13 protein-coding genes are annotated in these 20,096 nt (G+C 69.4%); 4 read left to right on the top strand and 9 right to left on the bottom strand.

The features are described from left to right. Positions 1-54: 54 nt before the first annotated feature. Positions 55-2,232, bottom strand: a complete 2,178-nt coding sequence (locus tag C458_RS09705) for a hypothetical protein (RefSeq protein ID WP_049896798.1) — start codon at positions 2,230-2,232, stop codon at positions 55-57. Between the two features lie 259 nt (positions 2,233-2,491). On the opposite strand from C458_RS09705, the gene C458_RS09700 reads away from it, so the two are divergent. Genes C458_RS09700 through C458_RS09690 form a run of 3 tightly spaced genes read left to right on the top strand, consistent with a single transcriptional unit; the run spans position 2,492 to position 5,460 of the window. Beyond that, the gene (locus tag C458_RS09700; protein ID WP_008575281.1) at positions 2,492-3,928 is read left to right on the top strand and encodes a DUF58 domain-containing protein; all 1,437 of its coding nucleotides are present in this window, start codon (positions 2,492-2,494) and stop codon (positions 3,926-3,928) included. 18 nt (positions 3,929-3,946) lie between these two features. Continuing rightward, a complete protein-coding gene (locus tag C458_RS09695) occupies positions 3,947-4,441 on the top strand; it encodes a hypothetical protein (RefSeq protein ID WP_008575280.1) in 495 nt (164 codons plus the stop codon). Then, on the top strand, positions 4,438-5,460 hold the full coding sequence (locus C458_RS09690; protein WP_008575278.1) for a hypothetical protein: 1,023 nt from the start codon (positions 4,438-4,440) through the stop codon (positions 5,458-5,460). The genes C458_RS09695 and C458_RS09690 overlap by 4 nt, the downstream gene beginning before the upstream one ends. A 15-nt stretch (positions 5,461-5,475) precedes the next feature. Here C458_RS09690 and C458_RS09685 read toward each other — a convergent pair whose 3' ends face one another. From C458_RS09685 to C458_RS09660, 6 genes are all read right to left on the bottom strand, one after another. Continuing rightward, a complete protein-coding gene (locus C458_RS09685) occupies positions 5,476-6,465 on the bottom strand; it encodes a MoxR family ATPase (RefSeq protein ID WP_004062724.1) in 990 nt (329 codons plus the stop codon). A gap of 98 nt (positions 6,466-6,563) precedes the next feature. Further along, positions 6,564-7,469 (bottom strand): DUF4350 domain-containing protein, encoded by a 906-nt coding sequence (locus C458_RS09680; RefSeq protein WP_008575274.1) that lies wholly within the window; start codon positions 7,467-7,469, stop codon positions 6,564-6,566. Next, positions 7,470-7,745, bottom strand: a complete 276-nt coding sequence (locus C458_RS09675) for a hypothetical protein (RefSeq protein ID WP_004042058.1) — start codon at positions 7,743-7,745, stop codon at positions 7,470-7,472. A gap of 74 nt (positions 7,746-7,819) precedes the next feature. Continuing rightward, entirely contained in the window at positions 7,820-9,133 is a 1,314-nt protein-coding gene (locus C458_RS09670; RefSeq protein WP_008575272.1) for an ABC transporter permease, read from the bottom strand. After that, entirely contained in the window at positions 9,126-10,361 is a 1,236-nt protein-coding gene (locus C458_RS09665) for an FtsX-like permease family protein (protein WP_008575270.1), read from the bottom strand. Before C458_RS09665 ends, C458_RS09670 begins: the two co-directional genes overlap by 8 nt. Beyond that, a complete protein-coding gene (locus C458_RS09660) occupies positions 10,354-11,103 on the bottom strand; it encodes an ABC transporter ATP-binding protein (RefSeq protein WP_008575268.1) in 750 nt (249 codons plus the stop codon). Before C458_RS09660 ends, C458_RS09665 begins: the two co-directional genes overlap by 8 nt. Positions 11,104-11,256: 153 nt before the next feature. Between C458_RS09660 and C458_RS09655 the strand changes: the two genes are divergently transcribed. Next, positions 11,257-11,784, top strand: a complete 528-nt coding sequence (locus C458_RS09655) for a metal-dependent hydrolase (protein WP_008575265.1) — start codon at positions 11,257-11,259, stop codon at positions 11,782-11,784. A 37-nt stretch (positions 11,785-11,821) separates the two neighbouring features. On the opposite strand, the gene C458_RS09650 is transcribed toward C458_RS09655, so the two are convergent. Together C458_RS09650 and C458_RS09645 are read right to left on the bottom strand one after the other, a co-directional pair. Next, the gene (locus tag C458_RS09650; RefSeq protein WP_008575263.1) at positions 11,822-12,895 is read right to left on the bottom strand and encodes a hypothetical protein; all 1,074 of its coding nucleotides are present in this window, start codon (positions 12,893-12,895) and stop codon (positions 11,822-11,824) included. 117 nt (positions 12,896-13,012) lie between these two features. Continuing rightward, positions 13,013-19,735, bottom strand: coding sequence for a PGF-pre-PGF domain-containing protein (locus C458_RS09645; RefSeq protein ID WP_008575261.1), 6,723 nt, complete (start codon positions 19,733-19,735; stop codon positions 13,013-13,015). Between the last annotated feature and the right edge of the window lie 361 nt (positions 19,736-20,096).

Raw genomic sequence — 20,096 nt, 5'->3', positions numbered from 1 at the left:
AGATGGGAGGCACGAACACAAAAATCATTTGTCACCCGCGGCTCCGCGAGCGCGCTACTCGGCCGCGCCGACCGCTTCCGAGGCGTCCGCATCGCCGTCGGAATCGGGGGAGTCCGTCGCGTCGGGCGCTGCCGTGCCGGCGAGCGAGCGGGCCGTCTCGACCAGTTCGGCGGCGGCTTCGTCGTTCACCGACAGCCCGCTGTAAGCCGCGCGCTCGTAGCCCGCGGTCAGCGATTCGAGCGCGTCGACGGGCGCGACGCCGGCGTCGACACACCGGTCGCAGAACTCCCAGTGGGTCGCGGCGTCGTCCACGCCTGCGGCGGGTCCGAGCGACTGTCTGACGCCCGCGTAGGCGACGACCACCGCGTCGTTCGGCCGACCGGCGTCGAGCGCGTCGGCCGCCGCGTCCAGCGCCGGTGTCCCCGTCGTCACCGAATCCGGCTCGGACGAGTCGTCGGTGTCCGACGCGGTCGGTTCGTCGTCAACCGTCGTTGTCGTCGCCGACGCGCCGGCGCGGTTCCGCCGGAGGAGAACGGCGGCGACGAGGCCGACCACCGCGGTCCCGGCGACGACCCACGCGAGGTCGAGCGGAAGGCCGCCGGACGCGCCGTTTCCGGCTCCGGCCGCGGCGGGACCGTCCACGAGCCGGATGCTCGCCGTCGCGGCGGACGATTCGAGGTTCGTCCCCCCGCCGTCGAACGCGGCCGAGACGGTCGCGTTCTCGGCGGCGGCGTCGCTCGGGAGGTCGAACGTCGCCCGGTACGCCCCCGACTCGTTGGTCGACGCCGACGCGACCTCCCGCCCGGCGACGCTGACGGCGACCGTCTGGCCGGACACGGCCTCGCCCTCGTCGGTTTCGAGGCGGCCGTCGACGACGACCGTCCCGTTCTCGGTCTCGCGGGCGCTCGCGTCGAGCGCCGTCCCCTCGGTTTCGAGCGGGACCGACACCGCCGCCGGGGCGAACGCCACCGCCCTCCCGTCGCCGTCGGGCGCGACGCGAATCGACGCCGCGCCCGTCGCGGTCGCCGGGACGGTCGTCGAGACGGTCGACTGGCCGCTCGCGTTCGTCGCCGACGCGGTCGCCGACGACTCGGCAAAACTCGCGGCGAGCGGGTAGTTCGGAACCGGCGTCCCGTTCACGCGGAGCGTCGCGCGAACCGAGACGCCGTCGGCGTAGCCGTAGGCCGGCGCGGCCGGCTCCGACAGCCCCGCGGTCGCGTTCACCTGCGAGACGGCGACGGGGACGACCCGCTCGGTCGCCTGATACACCGACGTGTCGTTCGGGAGATACCGGACGGTGACCGAGGAACTGCCGGCCGGAATCCGCGCCGGCCGGTAGGTCAGCTCGAACGAGCCGTCGGCGTCGACCGCGGTTCGAATCGTCTGTCCGCCGACCGCGAAGCGGGCGGTCGACCCCGCGACGGGCGTGCCGTCGGCGGCGACGAGCGACCCCGAAAGCACGAGCGGGTCGGTAAAGGAGATGTTCCGGTCGTAGTCGTCGACGGTGAGGCCGGTGGCGACGAACTCGCGGGAGACGATTTCGTCGCGCTGTTCGGAGACGTTCGCCTGCACCGCCGTGATTTGGGTGCTGCTCTCCGTCAGGTCGCTGTCCGTCCGGTTCGAGATGACATCGAACGCCGTCAGCAGTCGGTCGGACTGCGACTCGCCGTCCTCGGCGAGCCGCGTCAGCTCGCGGGCGAGTTCGCGGGCGCGCTCGTCGTTTCCGGCCCGCCTCGCCGCCTCGTACTCGCGACGGGTCTCGCGGAACTCGCTGACGGTGTCGACGTACGCCCGCTGGGTCTCGCCGACGGTCCGGTACTCCTCGCTCGCGCCGTTGCCGTCGGTCTCACCTTCGACATCGACGTACTTGCCGAGCGAGTCGTCGTAGTCGTCGCCGAGCGCCGCCCGCGCGGCCTCGTACTCGCCCCGACTGAGTCGCAGCGTGCTCGCGCCGATGTCACCGTTGAGCTCGCCCGAGAGGTACGAAAGCAGGCGGTCGAGTTCGTTCTCTCCGTCGACCTCGTCGGGGTTCTCGTGGATGACGCCGGTGCTGTTGTTCGTCTCGTTCCCGGTCTGTCGCGGCGGGGTCGCGGCCGTCCCGAGTGCCGACCGGTCAGCGTCTGCTCCGGGCGACGCCGGGGCGGTCGCGGACTGCGCGGCAGTGTCGGCGGCCGCTCCCGCGGGGACTGCCGCCGCCGACGCTGTCGCGACGAGACAGGCGACGACCAACAGCGTCCAAAGCAACCGTGCCGGGCGGCCCCATGCTCCACGCACTACTCGTAGTCAGACGGGGGGACGTAATGGGTTTTGGCATTCGGCTGACGGTCGGCCGCGACCTCGGAGGCGTGATTCGCAGACTGCAACGCGTTAACGTCGGGTTTAACGTCCGGTTGAAGCCGCGACCGCGGCGTGAATCGTCGGAGGCCGCCCGGCCGACCGCGGCCCGCTCCAACACAAACATTCAACTTCGGGGGCACGAATCGAATCCACGATGCTTCCGACCCGCCGGTGGGCCGCACTCGCAGGCGTCGCCTGCTTCCTCGCCGTCTACGCGGTCGTCCTCGACGAGCCGACGCCGCTCGTTGCCGCCTGCGGTCTCGTCGCGTGGCTCGTCGTCGCGCAGGTCGAGGCCGTCGGGGCGATGCGCGCCGTCGACCGCGACCTCTCGGCGTCCGTCTCGGTCGAGCCCACGTCGGTGTTCGTCGGCGACCGCGCCGCGGTGACGCTGACGGCGTCGCTGTCCGAGGCCGTCGACGCGCCCGTCGAAGTCGAACTCGTCGCGCCGCCGAGCGTGAACGCGCCGGAGCGGGCGCGCCGGACGGTCAGTCTCGCCCCCGGCGAGACCGAGGGGTCGGTCACGTGCAGCGTCGAACTCCCCGTCGCCGGGCGAATCGCCTTCGACGAGGTCGCCGTCGATATCGACGGGCGCGCCGGCTTCTTCACCGAGTCGGTGACGCTCGACGCCGACGCCCGCTGTCTGGTCGAACCGCCGGCCCCCGAGGGAATCCACGTCGGGCGCGGCGGCGAACTGGTCGGCACGACGTTCGGTGACCACTCGAGCGACCAGACCGGACCGGGGCTCGTCCCCCACGAGACGCGGCAGTACCTCCCCGGCGACACGCTGTCGCAGATCGACTGGAAGACCACCGCCCGGATGAACCACCCGTACATCCGCGAGTTCGAATCTGAGTCCGACTACCTGCTGTCGCTCGTGGTCGACTGCGGGTCGCACATGAACCGCGGCCCGACCGGGCGGACGATGCTGTCGTACGCGCGCGAAATCGCGCTCGGCCTCGTCGACGCCGCGGAGTCCCACGGCGACCCCGTCTCGACGCAGTTCGTCGGCGACGACGCGATGGAGTGGGAGTTCGGCCCCTCCTCCTCGTCGAACGCCTACCAGACGGTTCGGCGGCGGCTGCTCTCGATGGAGCCGACCGCCAGCCCGCGCCGGCCGGTCGACGCGTCCCGCCCGGTCGCCCCGGAAGACGCCCGCAAGCGAAGTCGCCTCCTCGACGACGACTCGGCGTTCGCGGCGACACTCCGCCCGTATCTCCGCGACGGCGAAAGCTACGTCTCGCGGGTCAGCGACCGGCCGCTTTTCGACGCGGTGAAATCCGCGTGCTCGCGGTCGAACAGACAGGACCACCTCGTGCTCGTCACCGACGACTCGGCGAAAGTCGAGACCTACGAGGCGGTCGTCGTCGCATCGAAGCGGAGCAGCCAGACGAGCGTCTTCCTCACGCCGACGACGTTCTTCGACGACGCCGCCGACGCCGCCGACGCCGGAGCCACGGACTTCGCGGCCGGGTTCGTCGCCTTCGAGGAGTTCAGAAAGCGCCTCGAACGGCTGCCGAACGTCACCGCCTACGAGGTTGCCCCGAAGAGCGCGATGGCACTGGCGACGGCGCGGGCCACCACAGCGGAGTGAACACCGATGGAGACACCTGTGAACCAGAGCGAACTGACGATTCGAACCGTGTTGGACGCGAACGAGCTCACCCCGATGGACGCGACGGGCGTCCTCTGTTTCACGCTCGCGGTGGGGCTGGCCAACGGGCTGTGGGGCCTCGCCGCCGGCGTCCTCGTCCTCGTCGCGGCGGCGGCGACCGAGGGACCGCTCGCGTTCGTCGTCGCCCAACTGACCGCCGTCTCGCTGTTCGGAGACGCCGGCCTCGTCGCGGTCGGGGGCGCGCAGCTCGCCGCGTTCCCGCTCCTCGCGAGCGCCGCGTGCGCGTGGCCGCCGGACCGCGCTCGACTCGCCCGGCTGGCGGCGGGCTACGTCGTCGCCCTCGGGGTCGCGTGGGCGCTGTGGGCGACGCTTCGGTGGGCGTGGCAGGCTGCGGCGGTCGCCGCCGTTCTCGCCGCGGCGGTCGCCTACGGGCTCCACCGCTACGAGCGCGTCGCCCTCGGTCTCGTTGACGCGCCGGAGGCGGAACGATGAGCGCCGACGACGACCTCGACCGTCTCGACGAGGGGCTGGCGAACGGCGAGACCCACGCGGTCGTGTCGGCTGCGGCCGAACGCGACGGCGACGCCGGCCGAACCGACACCGGCGACCCCGACGCCGACCGCGCCGAACTCGCCGGGCTCCGGCGCGAGAACGTCCGGCTCAGACAGCGCTACGAAGCGCTCCGAGATGGGCAGTACCGGCGGACCGCGGTCGCGCTGGCCGCGCTCGGCGTCGCCGGACTGCTCGGCGGGGCGCTGTTTCCGCCCGTTCGCGAGACGCTCGTCGTCCTCGGGGCTATCGGGCTGTTCGCCGCCGCGGTGACCCGGTATCTCAGCCCCGAGCGGTTCATCCCCGTCGGCGTCGGCTCGTCGGTGTTCGGCGCGCACGCGAGCAACCACGCCGCCGTCGTCGACGAACTCGGGTTGCAGGACGCGACCGTCTACGTCCCCGACGCCGACCGCGACAGCGTTCGCCTGTTCGTCCCGGAGCACCGCGCCTACGCGCTTCCCGACGCCGAGGCGCTCCGGGACACCTTCGTCGTCACCGACGACGAACTGGCCCGCGGCGTCGCGTTCGACCCCAGCGGCGGCGGCCTGTTCGACGAGTTCGAGCGGAGCCTCGACGGTCCCCTCGGCGACGACCCCGAGACGCTGGCGCGACAGGCGACCGACGCGCTCGTGGAACTGTTCGAACTCGCCGGGGCCGCGACCGCCGAGACGGACGCCGCGGACGGTCGCCTGACGGTCCGCGTCGAGGACTGTCGGTTCGCCGCCGCCGAGACGTTCGACACGCCGGTCGCGTCGTTCGTCGCCGTGGTCGTCGCCCGCGGCCTCGACGCGCCGGTCGTCACAGAGGTCGCCGCCGGCGAGGAGATGGATTTCGCCGTCACCTGCCGGTGGGAGGTCGGAGGCGACGGAGAGACCGAGCCCGAGCCGTCGGCGGACGCGGCGGACGGCACGACCGAGACGAAAAGAGAGACCGAGAACGCAGACCCCGACGAGCGCCGATAGGTCGCCGGCTCGCGCTCAGTCGTCGTCGCCCGCGACCGAGGTCGTCGTCGACTCGTCGAGACCGACTTCGGGCGTCGGAACGGTGTCGACGACCTCCTCGACGACGTCTCGGGGGTCGCGCCCGCTGATGTCCGCCTCGGTCCCGAGAACGAGGCGGTGCGACATGATGATGGGCGCGAGCCGCTTCACGTCGTCCGGAATCACGTAGTCGCGGCCGCGAATCGCCGCGGCGGCCTTCCCGGCCCGCAGGAAGGCCAGCGAGGCGCGGGGCGACGCGCCGAAATCGACCGCGGCGTGCGTCCGCGTCGCGCCGACGAGGTCGAGAATGTAGTCGAACACCTTGTCGTCGACGTGGACGCCCGTGACGACCTGCCGGGCCTTCCCGATGTCGGCGTCGTCGATGACGTTCGAGATGTCCGAGGGCTTGAGCGACGGCGAGCGGTCGAACCGTTCGAGAATCTCCCGCTCGTCGGCCCGTTCGGGGAGGTCGACGACGACCTTGAACTGGAAGCGGTCGCGCTGGGCCTCCGGGAGATTGAACGTCCCCTCGTACTCGATGGGGTTCTGCGTGGCGACGACCATGAACGGATAGGGGAGCTTGAGCGTCTCGCCCTCGATTGTCACCTGTCCCTCCTCCATCGCTTCGAGGAGCGCGGACTGCGTCTTCGGCGTCGCGCGGTTTATCTCGTCCGCGAGGACGACGTTCGAGAAAACCGGCCCCCGCTGGAGTTCGAACTCGCCGAGGTTCTCGCGGTAGATGTGGGTGCCCGTGATGTCGGCCGGCAACACGTCGGGCGTCATCTGAATCCGCTGGTAGTCGAGGTTCGCGGCGTGGGCGAACAGGTTGGCAATCGTCGTCTTAGCCACGCCCGGAACCCCTTCGAGGAGGACGTGCCCGTTCGTCAGCAACGCGATGGTGAGCGCCTCAATCGCGTCTTCGTTCCCGACGAGGAGTTGCGACGTCTCGTCCAGGATGGCCTCGTAGACCTCTTCGGGAGCACTCATATGGCAACAGTCGGGACGGCGGCCACATATAACTGCGGTCTCCGCGACCCCGCGAGACGGGCGGCGAGGCGACAGCGCCGGCCGAGCGCCGAGACGGCCTACGAGAGCCGTCCCTGCCGGGCGACCAACGCGACCGCACCGACGGCGACGACGCCGAACAGGAGTTGCAGCGCGCCCGAGTCGCGGAGCGCCCGAAGCGCGACTTGCAGCGGCGGGCGCTCCTCGGCGTGCGAGAAGTCCAACACGACGGTCGCCCGGTCAGAGACGAGCGCCGTCGCGAACGCCCGGTTGTCCGGCCGGTCGAGCATCGCGTTGATGAAGACGCTCGGGTCGCTCACGACGACCACGTCGCCCGCGCCGAGGCGCTCTCTGGTCACGACGGGGTGCGATTGGAGCGTCTCGTCGTCGTCGAGTTCGCCGTCGTCGTCGCGGTCGAGATACGAGAAGTTCGACGAGCGGACGAGGACGGTGCTTTCGTTCGCCGTCACCGTCGCCGGGTGGTTCAAGCTGAGTTGCGTCACGTTTCGGGTGAGCGGGTCCGCGGCGACACGCGTGGCGACCGGGAGCGCGCCCGATTTGTACTGGTGGCGGTCGTCGCGGAGCGGCGTCCGGTCGATGCGCGCCGACGCGCCCAGTCGGGCGAGCAGGTCGTTGCCGTGCGGCCTGAAGTCGTCGGCGACGACGACGGTCCCGCCGGCGCGGACGAACGCCTCGATGCGGGCGGCCTCGGCGTCGGTGTAGCCCCGCTCGGGCGAGATGACGAACGCGACGGTGCCCGCCGGGTCGACCGCGTCGTACTCGGTGGTGTTGTAGACGACCTCGGTCTCTGCGCCCGCGTCGGCCGCGACTCCGCGGACGCCGGAGCCGCCGTCCCACGCGGCGTTGAACGCGCCGTAGGTGGACGACGAGGTGCCCGCGCCGACGCCGACGCCGACGAGCATCGCGACGAGGAGCGCCGCGACCAACAGGTGCGGGTAGCCGACCTCGCGGGAGCCGAGGCGCACTCAGAACACCCCCGGCGGGAGGATGTCGAGGATGCGTCTGACCACGATGTAGCCGAAGGCGACGAGGCCGCCGCCGATGAGCCACAGGAGCCGTCGCCGCCACGCGGGCGTCACCGCGACCGGCGCGGTGAGTTCGACGACGACGAGAAAGCCGATGAGCGACACGACGAACACCAACTCGTAGGAAAGCGAATCGAGGAGGACCAAGACGAGGGTCGCGCCGAGCATCCAGGCGAGCTGGGCGCGGATGAACCGCTCGCGTCGTGCCGTTGCCATGTACGGTCGTGGACGGGGCGGGATAACTAAACTATCGCTTGCGGGGGTCGGGCGACGCCCGGATGGCCCCGCGATTACAGGTGGTCGAGCGGTCGGATGCCGGCTATCTGCCGGCTGACCGCGAGCGACGAGACGAGGCTCATCACGAACGCGATGGCGAAGCCGCCGGCGAGCACCGCCCGCGGGAGGACGACCACGTCACCGAAGCCGACGAGGAGCTGTGCCAGTCGGTTCAGGCCGACCGCCGCCGGGAACGACAGCGCCACCCCGAGCAGGCCGCCGAACGTGCCGAGGACGAGCGCCTGCGCGACGAGCGTCAGCGACAGCGTCGACGACGACGTACCCAGCGCCTTCAGCGCGGCGAGCTCCCGCTTTTGGTGGTAGACGTGCGACAGCAGGACGTTCACGCTGAGCGCCAGCCCCGCGAGGAGCGCGAGGAAGACGAGGCTCCCGCCGGCGGCCATCACGACCGCCTGGTCGCGCAGAATCTCCGTGAGCTGTTCCTGGTTCGTCCGCACGTCGTAGTCCGGATAGTCCGCTTGGATGTCGGCCGCGACCGCCTCGGGGTCGGCCCCGTCGGCGACGGTGAGCGTCATGAGCGTGGCCGTGTCCGCGCCGGTCGAGCCCGTCACCTCCTGAAGCTCGCTCAGGTGGACCACGACGCTCGGCGTGCCGAGGAACCGCGAGAACGTCGGCGAGACGCCGACGACGGTGAATTCGTTTTCGCGGGCGATGCCCGTGGTGCCGCCGACGTACAGCGAATCACCGACGGAGACGTTCATCATCTCGGCGGTCCGCTGGTCGATGACGACCTCGTGGGTCATCGGCCCGGTGTAGTTGCCGCCGGCGTAGTGGACATCCGGTCGGCTGAAGCCCGAGCCGTTCGTAATCTGGACCGAGCCGCCGCGGGCGGGCGCGCCGACGCCGACGAGCGTCTCGTAGTCCGATTCGTTGGACCTGACGTACACCGTCTGGAACGACATCGGCGTGACGACTTTCACGTCCTCGCGGGCCTCCAGTTCGGCGTCTAACCCGTGGGCGTCGACGATGCTGTTTTCGAAGCCGCCGACGCCGGTCGGTGAGAACCGGACCGGGCCGCCGGTAATCCACACGTCGCGACCCGCCGCGTCGAACTGCTGTTGGCCCGTCTGTATCACGCCGATACCCGTCCCCGCCAAGAGCGTCGCCGCGAGGACCGCGAGCGTGATGCCGAGGACGGTCAGGACCGTCCGCCCGCGGGCGTGAGAGAGCTGTGAGACCGCGATGCCCGCAGACGCGCGGACGCGAGCGAGCCGCGGGAACCGCGACGACTCCGGGGTCGCCCGACGATTCCCGTCCCCGTTCGGCGTCGCGTCCGAACCGCGGTTCGGGTCGGCGCCCTCAGTCATGTGACATCGCCTCCAGAGTGGGGGTCCGCCAGGTGAGCCACGCCGGGTAAACCGAGGAGACGAGGCCGATGAGCGCCGCGACCGCGACGCTGTATCCGACGAGCACCGGGTCGAACAGCGCGACCTGCACGCCGAGGAGCTCCCGCGTAATCGCGTTCGTCAGGTGGATGCCGCCGATGCCGGCCACGACGCCGACGACGCCGCCGACGGTGGCGACGACCACCGTCTCGGCCACGACGAGCAACATCTGCGAACTCGTCCGGTAGCCCATCGCCGAGAGCACGGCGAGATTGCGGCGGTCCGCGTTGACTTCGAGGCCCATCATCGTGGCGACGAACAGCACGCCGACGAGGACGGCGACGACGAGCGAGACGGCGGCCATCGCCAGCGGGAGGCTGGAGGTCGACGCGCCGCGGACGGCGAGGCCGGTCTGCGTGACGACCGAGGTCCGCGGGTAGAGCGCCTCGATGTCGGACCGCACGCCCGCCGAGTCGGTGCTGACGAGCAGTTGGTCCGCGAGGTCGCCCTCGGTCGAGCCGGTCATGGTTTGCAGTTCCGAGAGGTGGACGAGCGCGACCGGGACGGGCCCGACGCCCGACGACAGCGACCCCTCGCGGACGTCTGCGACGGTGAATTCGGCCCGCGAGCCGCCGACGCTCGCGGTCACCTCGTCGCCGGCCGAGACGCCGAGCAGCTCCGCGGCGGCGTCGTTGAGGACGAGTTCGCCGGTCCGCGGGCCGTCGTAGCTCCCGTTGGCGTAGTGGGGGTCGCCCGGCGTGAGCGCCTCCGTCGAGACGCCGACGACCGACGTGGGTTCCTCGGGCGGGATAATACCCGCCGCGAGGACGTACTCGTCGGTCGAGCCGCCAGCGGGTGTGAGCGTCACCAACTGCGTTTGGACCGGCGTGGCGTAGTCCACCCGCTCGTCGCGCGCGAGCCGGTCGGTAATCGCGTGGGTGTCACCGAGTTGCGGGCTGCCGACCGAGACGGCGACCGACGAGGCCGTGCTGGCCTCGGGGACGACCCAGTAGTCGACGCCCTCGCTCTGGATGGCGTTTTCCGCGCCGAGACCGAGGGCGATGCCGCTGACGGTCGTCATGAGCGTCACGGCGAGGGCGACGCCGATGACGCTCAACAGCACCTGCTTCGAGGACGTGGTCCGCAGGCGGCCGAGAACGCGCCGCCCCGCGAGGCCGACGACGCCGAACAGCCGGTGTCGCCTAGCCATCGCTCACCACGCGGCCGTCGCGGAGGCGGACGACGCGGTCGGCCCGCTCGATGACGTGTTCGTCGTGCGTGGCGACGACGACCGCCCGCTCCGTGGCGGTCTGTTCGATGTAGTCGAGGACGCGCTGGCCCGTCTCGGTGTCCAACTCGCCGGTCGGCTCGTCAGCGATGAGGACCGCGGGGTCGGAGACGAGCGCGCGGGCGATGGCGACGCGCTGTTGCTCGCCACCGGAGAGTTCGCCCGGCTTGTGGCCGGCGCGGTCACCGAGCCCCACCTGTTCGAGCAGTTCCTCGGCGCGGGCGCGGCGGTCGCGCTTCGACGCGCCGCGTTCGATGAGCGGGAGCGCGACGTTGCCGCGGGCCGAAAGCGAGGGCAGCAGGTGGAAATGCTGGAAGACGATGCCGATGGTGTCGCGGCGGAGTTTCGTCCGCCCGCGGTTCGACAGCGACCGAACGTCGGTGCCCGCGACCCGGATGTCGCCGCGAGTGGGCGTGTCGAGCGCGGCGAGGAGATGCAACAGCGTGGACTTACCGCTCCCGCTCGGCCCGGCGATGGCGACGAACTCGCCCGTCGAGACCGAAAGCGAGACGCCGTCGAGCGCGCGGACCGTCGGGGCGTCGGACCCGCGGGAGAAAAACGAGTCGGAGCCGCGGGTGTACTCGCGGACGACCCGCTCGCAACGGAGCGTCGCCGCCGAGTCCGCCGCGGCGGGAGGGCGGTGTTCGGAGACCGAATCAGACATACTGCCACGTGGTCCCCGACGTGACATATACTTGGTGCGTGGAGTCGCGAACGCCGAGAGTCCAGCGCGATTCGACGAACGTCCAGATTCGCGGGTCGTGCGGCCCCGCATCGTCCACACGGTTGAATAGCCTCGGTGCCGTCCACCTCGGTAGTGTTCCCAATCGGCCACCTCGCGCTCGGATATCTCTCGGTCGCGCTCTTCCGGGTCGGTCGTCGTCGCCCACTGCCGACCGGGTGGACGCTGGCCGCCGCGCTCGTCGGGTCGCAGTTGCCCGACCTCATCGACAAACCGCTCGCGTACTACGGCGTCCTCGTCAGCGGCCGCTCGCTCGGCCACTCGCTTCTCGTGATGCTGCCCGCGCTCGTCGCCCTCGTCGGCGTCGGCTATCGACTGGGCTACGGCGAGCACGCGACCGCCCTCGTCGTCGCGACGCTCTCGCACTACCTCGGCGACACCTCCCGGGCGCTCCTCGCCGGCGACTGGGGTTCGATGCAGTTCCTCCTGTGGCCCCTGTTCCCGGCGACCGACTACGCCGCGGACTCGGTGCCGCCGTGGGTCCGCGTCCTCGAATCGCTCGGCGACCCGCGGTACAACCTCCAGTACGCGCTCGCGGTCGTCGCGTTCGGTATCTGGCTGGTCAACCGACTCGACAACCGGCGCGCGCGAGCGGAGCGCTGAGAGGCACAGAAAAACAGGGAGTGACGCGGGGGACGCGTTAGCCGACGAGGCGGCGACCGACAGCGAAGACGACGAGCGCGCCGAACAGGACGTGGAGCGCCGTGTTCGGGACTTCCGAAGACGTCGTCGTCTGGGCCGTCGTCGTGGACTCGTTGGGCGTCACGACGTTATCGGTCGTCGTGGTCGCCGTCGGCTCGGTGGCGTCGGTCGTCTCGGTCGACTCGGTGGTCGACGGCTCGTCGTCGTCGGTCGTGGCCGCGGTGTCGGTCGTCGATGTCGACGTGTCGCCGGACTCCGTGGTGGTCGTCTCAGTGGCGTCGTCCGCGCCGCCACCGCCGCCACCGCCAGCACCGCCGGAGCCCTCGTCGGGCGTCGACGTGTCGCTCTGTTCGACCACCTCGACCGTCGAGGCGTCGCTCACGCCGATGAGTTCGTTCTCGCCGAGGGCCTGGTCGTCGCCGCGGACGACCGCGTACAGCGAGTAGTCGCCGGCGTCCACGTCGTCGGTGGAGACGGACGCCGAGTAGTGCGTGTCGTTGACCGCCGAGGCGTCGACGCGGACGTTCTCGGAGTCGTCCGCGAGGACGACCTCGACGGCCTCGATGGATTCGCCCGACTCGACCTCGTCGAGTTCGATGGTCACGTCGAGGTCGTCCGACTGCTCGACGCTCTCGGCGGCCTGCGTCGAGACCGCGTAGGCGCGAATCACGAGCGGTTCGCCGGCGTAGACCTCCTCCGTCGACTGGTTGCCGGCGACGACGGCGTAGGTTCCGGGCTCGAGTCCACCGGTTCCGAACTCGCGGCTCGCGTCGCCGGTGGCGTCGGCGGTCCGCCGGAATCGCTGTTCGGAGTCGAGAATCGTGATCGTGTAGTCGCTGTCGCTCGGCGCGTCCACGGAGACCGAAACGGTGTCGCCGGCGTCGGCGCGGCCGACTTGGGTGACGGTGAACTCGCCTTGCGAGGTCGAGACGGTTCTGTCGACGGTGTCGATCGAGCCGTCGATGTCGATGTCGTAGTCGTGGGTCGTCCCCACGGCGGGGGGCGCGACGGCCGCGAGGAGCATCGCGGCAACCACGAGAACGGGAATCGAGACGCGGGGTCGTAGCATCATCGTTCGTTTTGCTCACCGGTGGTAAAAGCTTGTAGGCAGTCGCGCCGGCCGCGGGCGTCGCTGGACCGGTCGAAGAAATAAGAGACGGGAAAGGGGACGAACCGCGCGGTGCGGTCGTTAGTCGTTCCGACGGACGGCGAGGAGCGCGGCCGCGAGGAGCGCGACCACGGCGAGCGCCGCGCCGAATCCGGGAACGGGGGAGTCGGTCGTGCCGCTCGCTGCCGTCGACGTTTCGTCGTCGAAGCCGGCAGTGCTAGTCGTCGTGTCGGTGCCGGCGCCGTCGTCCGGCGTCGTCGTGTCGGTGCCGGCGCCGTCGTCCGGCGCTGTCGTCGTGACGGCCTGCCTCGACGTCACGGCGAAGTACGAGAAGCCGGGCGTGTCGGCCTCGAGGACGACCGCGCCGTTACCGCTGTCGACGACGCTGGTTTCGAGGTCTTCCCACGAACCGGCGTCCTCGTTGAACCGCCGGACCACGAGGTCGGACGATTCGATGCCGAGTTCGTCGAGCCGGCTCTGTTTGACGGTGAACCGGAGGGTCGACGCGCGGTCGCGGGCGCTGTCGGGCACGTCAATCCGCACGTAGCTGACGGCCGTGCCGTCGGGCTGTCCCACGCTGCCGGGGACCCCCGACCGTTCGCTGACGACGACCTCACCGGTCGTCTGCTCGCTGAACGTGATGCTCACCGCGGAGACGCCCTGTCCGCCGTCGAACTGGGCGTCGAACCCGCGTGCCGAGAACAGCCGGTCGCTGTCGGTCGTGTCGTCGTGGGGGAGGCTGCTCCCGCCGGCACCGCCGCCGCCACCGACGTTCGGTTCCTCCACGGTGATGCTGCCGACCGTGACGTTGTCGACCTGGAGGTCGTACGTGCCGGCGTCGTCGATGGAGACGGTGTACGTCAGCGTGCCGGAGGAACCGGGGCCGACGGTGACGCTCTCCGTGGCCAGCGTCGTGCCGTCAGCCGTGAGCGCTTTGGTGTACGTCCCCTCCGCGGTTCCGGTGTTGTTCACGCGCACCGAGACCGTGAACGTCTCTTCGGTGTCCACGGTCGACTGCGAGATGGAACTCGCGCCCGCGTCGATGCTGAACGCCGGGAGACGCGCCGAGACGCTGACCGTCTCGATGGTCTCGCCGTCGAACGCGTAGACGTAGTCGCCGGTTCCCGGCGGCGTGTCGGTGAAGGTGAACGTCCGCTGTGCGCCGGACGCGAGCGAGGTCGAGACGTTCCCGACCGTCGTCCCGTTCCGGGTCACGGTGCCGGAGATATTGCCGCTCGCGCCGCCGAGGTTACCGAGTTTGACCGTGACGGTCGTCTCCTCGTCTTCGAGGAGCGTCGACGGGCTGGCCGACGAGTCGCTGAGCAGCTGGATGTCGGCCGTCGGCGAGCTCACGTCGAGCGCGTTCTCCGTGGTCGTTTCGTTGACCGCGATGGAGTAGGTGCCCGCGCTCGTCGGCTCGATGACGAGGCTCACGGACTGGTTCTCACCAGTGTCGAGAGTCACGGACTTCGTGGCGCCGAAGTCGGTGGTGCCCGCCTGGCTGGTGCCGGTGACGCCGATGTCGAGCGACCCGGTCTCGTCACCGAAGTTCTCGACCTGCGCGGTCACCTCGACCTGGTCGCCGGTCTGCACGCTGGTCGCGTTGAGGTCCGCGGCGGTCACGGCGATGTCCGGACCCCGGTTGACCGAGAACGTGGTGTCGTTCGTGGTCGTGTCACCGTTGTTGTTGGTGACGCGCACGCTGAGTTGGTGTTCGCCCGAGTCGATTTCGGACGAGTTGAGCTCGAGCGTCGCGCCGGGGTTCGAGAACACCGTCGCGTCGTCGGTCACGTCCTCGCCGTCGAGCAGCAGCGTCACCGCGGAGGCGTCGATGCCGCTCTCGGGGTCGGAGTAGTTCACTTCGACCGAGACGTTAGCGTCGCTCTCGAAGGTGGCGTTCTGGGAACTGACCCGCGTGACGTTCGGTGCCGTCAGGTCGGGCGCGACGGTGAAGTTCACCGTCGAGGCGTTTTCGTTCCCGCTCTCGTCGGCCGCCGAGACGGACACCGTGTGGCTGGTGCCCGGTTCGAGACCGGTCTCGTTGAGCCGGATGTTCGAGAGGTCGTCGAGGGTCGCCTCGCTCGTGACATCGGTCCCGTCGAAGGCGACGGTCACGGAGCTGAGGTTGACGCCGCTTTCGGCGTCGTCGACGCTCGCGGTCACGTTGACCGAGCTCGTCGTGTTCGAGAGTTCCTCGCCCTCGACGGGGCTCGAAATCTCGACCGTCGGCTCGGCGTCGTCAGCGGCGATGCTGAAGTTCGTCGTGTCCTCGACGCTGTTACCGGCGTTGTCGAGCACGCGAACGGTGAGGTTGTGCGTCTCGTTTCCGTCCACGGAGACGGTCGTGTTGAACCCGGTCGCGTCGGGCGCGGCCGAGGCCGAGATGTCCTGTCCGTCGTACAGGACGGTGACGTTCTCCGCGTCGACGCCGGTGTCGTTCACCGCGTCACTCGCTTCCTCGTAGGTCGCGTTGAGTGCCACCGTGTCGGTGCCGAACGGGAAGGTCGTGCCGTTGGTCGGACCGAGCGCGGTGATCGTCGGCGGTTCGCGGTCGTCCTGCACGGTGAAGTTGACCTGTTCGGTCGCCGTGTTGGCGGTCAGGTTCGTGTCGGACGCCTCGATGGTGACGGTGTAGTCCGCCGGCGAGAGACCGGACGCGGTGTAGTTGACCGACTCGTTCGTGACCGTCGCGTTGTCGGTCACGTCCACGTTACTGACCGGTCCGTCGCTGTCGAGTGTCACCGACACCGAGGAGGTGTTGACCTCCACGTTGTCGGAGAGCGTCGCGTTCACCGAGACCGTGTTGTTGACCTCGGAGAACGCAGCGCCCTCCGTCGGGTCGTCGTAGCTGATGGTCGGCGCTTCGGTGTCGTTTTCGACCGCGCCGTAGGTCGACAGGCCGGTTCGGGTCGCGGTGTAGTAGTCACCGGACAGGCCGAACGGGTCGGTCTGGAGCGTCGTCGGCAGCACCCGCGTGCCGCCGCGCTCGATGTAGACGATGTTGAAGCCGTTTCCGGAGGTGTCGAGGTCTTCGTTGAAGCCGTAGGTGACGCTCTCGATTTGGTCCTCGGTGAGTCCGGCGTTGGCTTCGAGATACTTCGTCGCCGCCGTGCCCTGCGAGAGCGCGTTCGGCGGGACGTTCGTGTCGGTCAGCGTGATGACGGTCTGCCCAGCGGGCAGGTCGGCGTCGTCGCTGGCGTTAATACGGATGAACGTGTCGCCGCTCGCGCTCACGAGCAACACCGACGACTGCTCCGAGAAGTTGTTGCTCGTGACGGTCGCGGTACTGGAGTCGCTCGCCGTGTTGCCGGCGAGGTCGGTCCCCGTCACGTCGAGTGCGTACTCGCCGGACTCGGTCGTGTCGAGTTCGGCGGTCCACGTCGTCGAGTCGACCTGCGTGAGATTCAGCGACTCGACGTTGCTGTTCGGGTCGGTGAGTTCCGCGTCGGGGGTGCCGACGAGCGGTTCCGTGCTGGCGACGCTGACCGAGAGGGTGCCGGACTCGGTCGTGTTGAGCGTCGCGGTGAGTCCGGGGTCGGTCGTGTCGACCACGACGGGTTCGGCCCGTTCCACGGTGACCTGGTTGTTACCGAGGTCGGTGGCGGTCGCCGTCATCGTGTAGTTCCCGTCGGGGAGCGCCGACGCCACGTCGAGCGTGTGGTTGCTCGTCCCGTTGTCGGGCGTCCGTTCGAACGTCGCCGTCACGCCCGAGTCGGACTCGAACGCGTATTCGACGGTGACGCTCTCCGAGGTGCTGTACGCGACATCGACGCTGCCGTTCGTGTAGACGGTGTCCGTCGTTCCGTCGACGGCCGACACGTCGTAGGTCGGCTCATCGTTGTCCACGCAGACCGTGGCGTTGGCGACGCCGGTGTTACCGCCGGCGTCCGTGCTCACGAGCGTGAGGTTGTAGGAACAGCTGTCGACGAGACTGCTGTCGTCGCTCGTGCCGTCCCACTCGATTTCGAACTCGCCGGTCGTGCTGGCGAGGGAGGTCACGTCGCGCGTGTACACCGCCTCGTCGTCCGAGTCACGGACGACGAACGCCGCGGATTCGAGGTTGTCGTCGGCGCTGTCGAGCGTGATGTCGACGGGGTTGTTCGCGCTCACGTCCTCGCGGTCCTCGTCGTAGTCGGGGTCGAGCGTGAGACTCGCGGTCGGCGCGGTCTCGTCGTACTCGAACTCGAACAGCCGCGAGGTGGCGTGGCCGACCTCGTCGACGACGGTCAGTCTCGCGGTCGTCGGCCCCTCGTCGAGCGAGACGCCGAGTTCGGAGACGTTGATTTCGAGCGTCGAGTTGTCGTTCGTCGTCGCGCCCGAGAGGTCGACGGCCGTGCCGTTGACCACGAGCGTCGTCGCGCTGGCGTTGATGCCTGACTCCGCGTCGCCGTTGCGGTCGTCCGCGAAGGACGCCGAGATAGTGCTCGACGGCCCGACGACGTCGGTCGGTTCGACGCTCGTGACGCGCGGCGAGGAGACGAAGTCGAAGCTGAACGTCCGGGTAATCGTGTTCCCGGCCGTGTCGGTCGCGTTGACCGTCAGCGTCGTCTCTCCCTCGTCGAGGTCGCCGGTCGGGATGGTCGCACTCCCGTTGGCGTCGAGCGAGAGCGGCTGTGAGCCGTTACCGAAGTTGTACGTCGCGCGCCTGATGTCCGACTCGTCGCTCACGTTGAGCGTGATGGGCGTGCCGAAGGGGACCGCGCCCTGTGCGGGTTCCGGGAGCCGGACGGTCGGCGGAAGCCGGTCGCGCCGCGTGACCGTCAGCGTCGAATCCGCTTCGACGCCGTTGACGGCGACGGTGAAGTTTCCGACGTCGTCGGCACCGAGCGCGGTCGGCGCGAGCGTGGTCACGTTTCTCGTGACCGTGGAATCGGCGCCCACGACGACGGTTCGGGTGGTGTTGGAGACCTCCGTGCCCGAGTCGTCGGTCGTCGTGTACGTGAGCCGGACCAGGTCGGAGCGACCGCCGGTGTTCTCGACGGTCGCCGAAGTGGTGTAGCGCTCGGTCGTGTTGACGCTCGTCGGCTCGACGGTGATGTCGGTCACGGTCGAGTTCGCCGGCGCGATGACGCGGACGGTCCGCGAGACGAGTTCGGCGTCGTCGGTCGAGAGCTCGTCGATGGAGACGTTGTAGGTGCCGGGGTCCTCGAACGAGGTGGTGAAGCTCACCTCGGTCGACTCGTTGGGCTGGAGCTCGCCGGTGTCGGAGGGCGACTGCGGCTCGCCGTCGACGGTGAGTGCCGCCTCGTAGCTCCCGTTGACTTCACCGACGTTCTCGACGGTCGCGTTCGCGACCACGTCGGTTCCGGGAACGACCTGCTTCGGTTCGATGGTGAGGTTGCTGTACTCGAAGGTCGCCGGCTCGAACACGTCGAGCGCGAGCGCGTCGCCGGCGAACGCCTCGCCGTTCGTCGCGTTCTTCGAGACGGTGGCGTTGTACTCGCCCGCCGTCGGGACGGTGACGACCGCAACGCCGTTGGCGTTCGTCTGGACGGTCGTTCCGCCGACGGTGACCTCGGCGTTCTCGACGGCCGCGCCGGTGTCTTCGCGCGTGACGGCGAACTCCACGTCCTCACCCGCGACGGGCGTGGTCGTGTTCGCCGTCAGGTTCAGTTGGACGCTCTGGGCAACTTGCAGCGGCGCGCGGTTCGTCACCGACTCGGTGCCCGACTGGTTCGTCGCGACGTGCATCACGACGTAGTCACCGGGCGTGGCGTCGTCGGCGATGGGGACCTCGACGGTCGTCTGGTTCCCCGCGACCTCGGTGACGGCCGACCCGTAGACGGTCGCGCCCGGGGAGACGACGGTCACGTCGTCGAACCGGGACGTGCTGTCGTTGAGCTGGTCGAAAATCGAAACGGCCGTCTCGCTGCCGACGAACGACCGCGAACCGGGCGTGGCGCCCATGATGTTCGCGTTCGACGGCATCCGACTGGTCCCGTTGACCCGCGCGATTTCGGTTTCGAGCGAGATGCTCGACCGGTCGGTCGCGTTGATGGTCTGGTCGTAGTTCGAGAGGTCGGACTCGTTGAAGATTGCGACGGTGTGGCTGACCTCGGTCGCGTCGAGCGACGAGGCGTCCACCGTGACCGTCACGTTCTGGCCGTTGCCCGCGAGCGACGGCGCGCTCACCGACGACGACCCCTGCTGAACGGGCAGGGCGTCGACGCCGACGAACGTGACGTTGCCGTCGGTTTCGAGGTTCCCGTCGCCGTTGGCGTCCGAAAAGCCGGTGCCGTCGTCGACGGTGACGACCGCGAACATCCACATGCCGGACTCGTCGGGCGTGAACGCGAACGAGTTGTCGTCCGACGTGCCCTGCGCCGAGCCGACGACCGAGGAACTCACGTCGTCGTCGCTCGTGAGCGTCTCGGCGACGCCGGGGACGCTCCGGGGAATCGTCGCGCCCTTATCGAGTTTTGCCGCGACGAGTTGGACGTCCTGGTCCTCGAGGGCTCGGGGCGCACCGGCGCTCGAACCGGAGAACGTGAACGGAACCTCCTGTCCGACGTTGTACACGTACATCGGATTCTTTTCGAGGGACCGCTCCCTCCCGTCTACCCGCACGTACGTGTTGGTCGACTGGACCTGATACGCCGCGGCCGAGTCGAGCCGCGAGTCGGTGTCGTCAGGCCGGAGCGTCAGGAACGCGCCGTCCCAGACGCTAATGTTCTCCGACGCCCGGGTCAGTTGGTCGTCGTCGACCGTGTCGAGTTGGTTAGCGGGCGGTCCACCCAGTTGTGCCTCACCTGTGGCGGTCCCGGCGCTCGCAGAGACTGGCCCTGCGATAACCGAGAATACCACGATGAGAGTGAGTGCGAGACTCAACCCTTGCCGGGAGAGCCTGCGGTAGCGACTCATATCTCACCCAACAGATAGAAACGGCATAATACTTTTGAATGTGAAAGTTTCTGAAAGGTCGATGCCTGGTCTCGGGCGGACCTCACGCCGTTGAAATCAACCCCCGTCGTCGCAAGCGACACGGCGCGGTCGCCGCCGAGGTGCGAATATCCATAATATATGTTATGATATCGGCAGGGTCGACTTGGCTCCCGCGTAAGCGAGGGGCGTTTCGAGGCGACCGCGGTGGACGGAACGCGGGTGACCGACAGAGCTGTAACAGACGTATCTTCATTACACTCTGGGACAACCGACCACGGTTTGG

The sequence above is a fragment of the Haloferax sp. ATCC BAA-644 genome (assembly GCF_000336975.1).
In the GTDB taxonomy this organism is placed as follows: domain Archaea; phylum Halobacteriota; class Halobacteria; order Halobacteriales; family Haloferacaceae; genus Haloferax; species Haloferax volcanii.
The sequence above is the reverse complement of the archived record's forward strand: the minus strand, read 5'-3'. Positions and strand labels throughout refer to the sequence as shown.

What these genes read in the sequence shown, in the direction of transcription:
- C458_RS09700 (WP_008575281.1), top strand. Translation starts at nt 2,492, where the DNA reads ATGCTTCCGACCCGCCGGTGGGCCGCACTCGCAGGCGTCGCCTGCTTC.
- C458_RS09690 (WP_008575278.1), top strand. Translation starts at nt 4,438, where the DNA reads ATGAGCGCCGACGACGACCTCGACCGTCTCGACGAGGGGCTGGCGAAC.
- C458_RS09685 (WP_004062724.1), bottom strand. Translation starts at nt 6,465, where the DNA reads ATGAGTGCTCCCGAAGAGGTCTACGAGGCCATCCTGGACGAGACGTCG.
- C458_RS09675 (WP_004042058.1), bottom strand. Translation starts at nt 7,745, where the DNA reads ATGGCAACGGCACGACGCGAGCGGTTCATCCGCGCCCAGCTCGCCTGG.
- C458_RS09670 (WP_008575272.1), bottom strand. Translation starts at nt 9,133, where the DNA reads ATGACTGAGGGCGCCGACCCGAACCGCGGTTCGGACGCGACGCCGAAC.
- C458_RS09665 (WP_008575270.1), bottom strand. Translation starts at nt 10,361, where the DNA reads ATGGCTAGGCGACACCGGCTGTTCGGCGTCGTCGGCCTCGCGGGGCGG.
- C458_RS09660 (WP_008575268.1), bottom strand. Translation starts at nt 11,103, where the DNA reads ATGTCTGATTCGGTCTCCGAACACCGCCCTCCCGCCGCGGCGGACTCG.
- C458_RS09650 (WP_008575263.1), bottom strand. Translation starts at nt 12,895, where the DNA reads ATGATGCTACGACCCCGCGTCTCGATTCCCGTTCTCGTGGTTGCCGCG.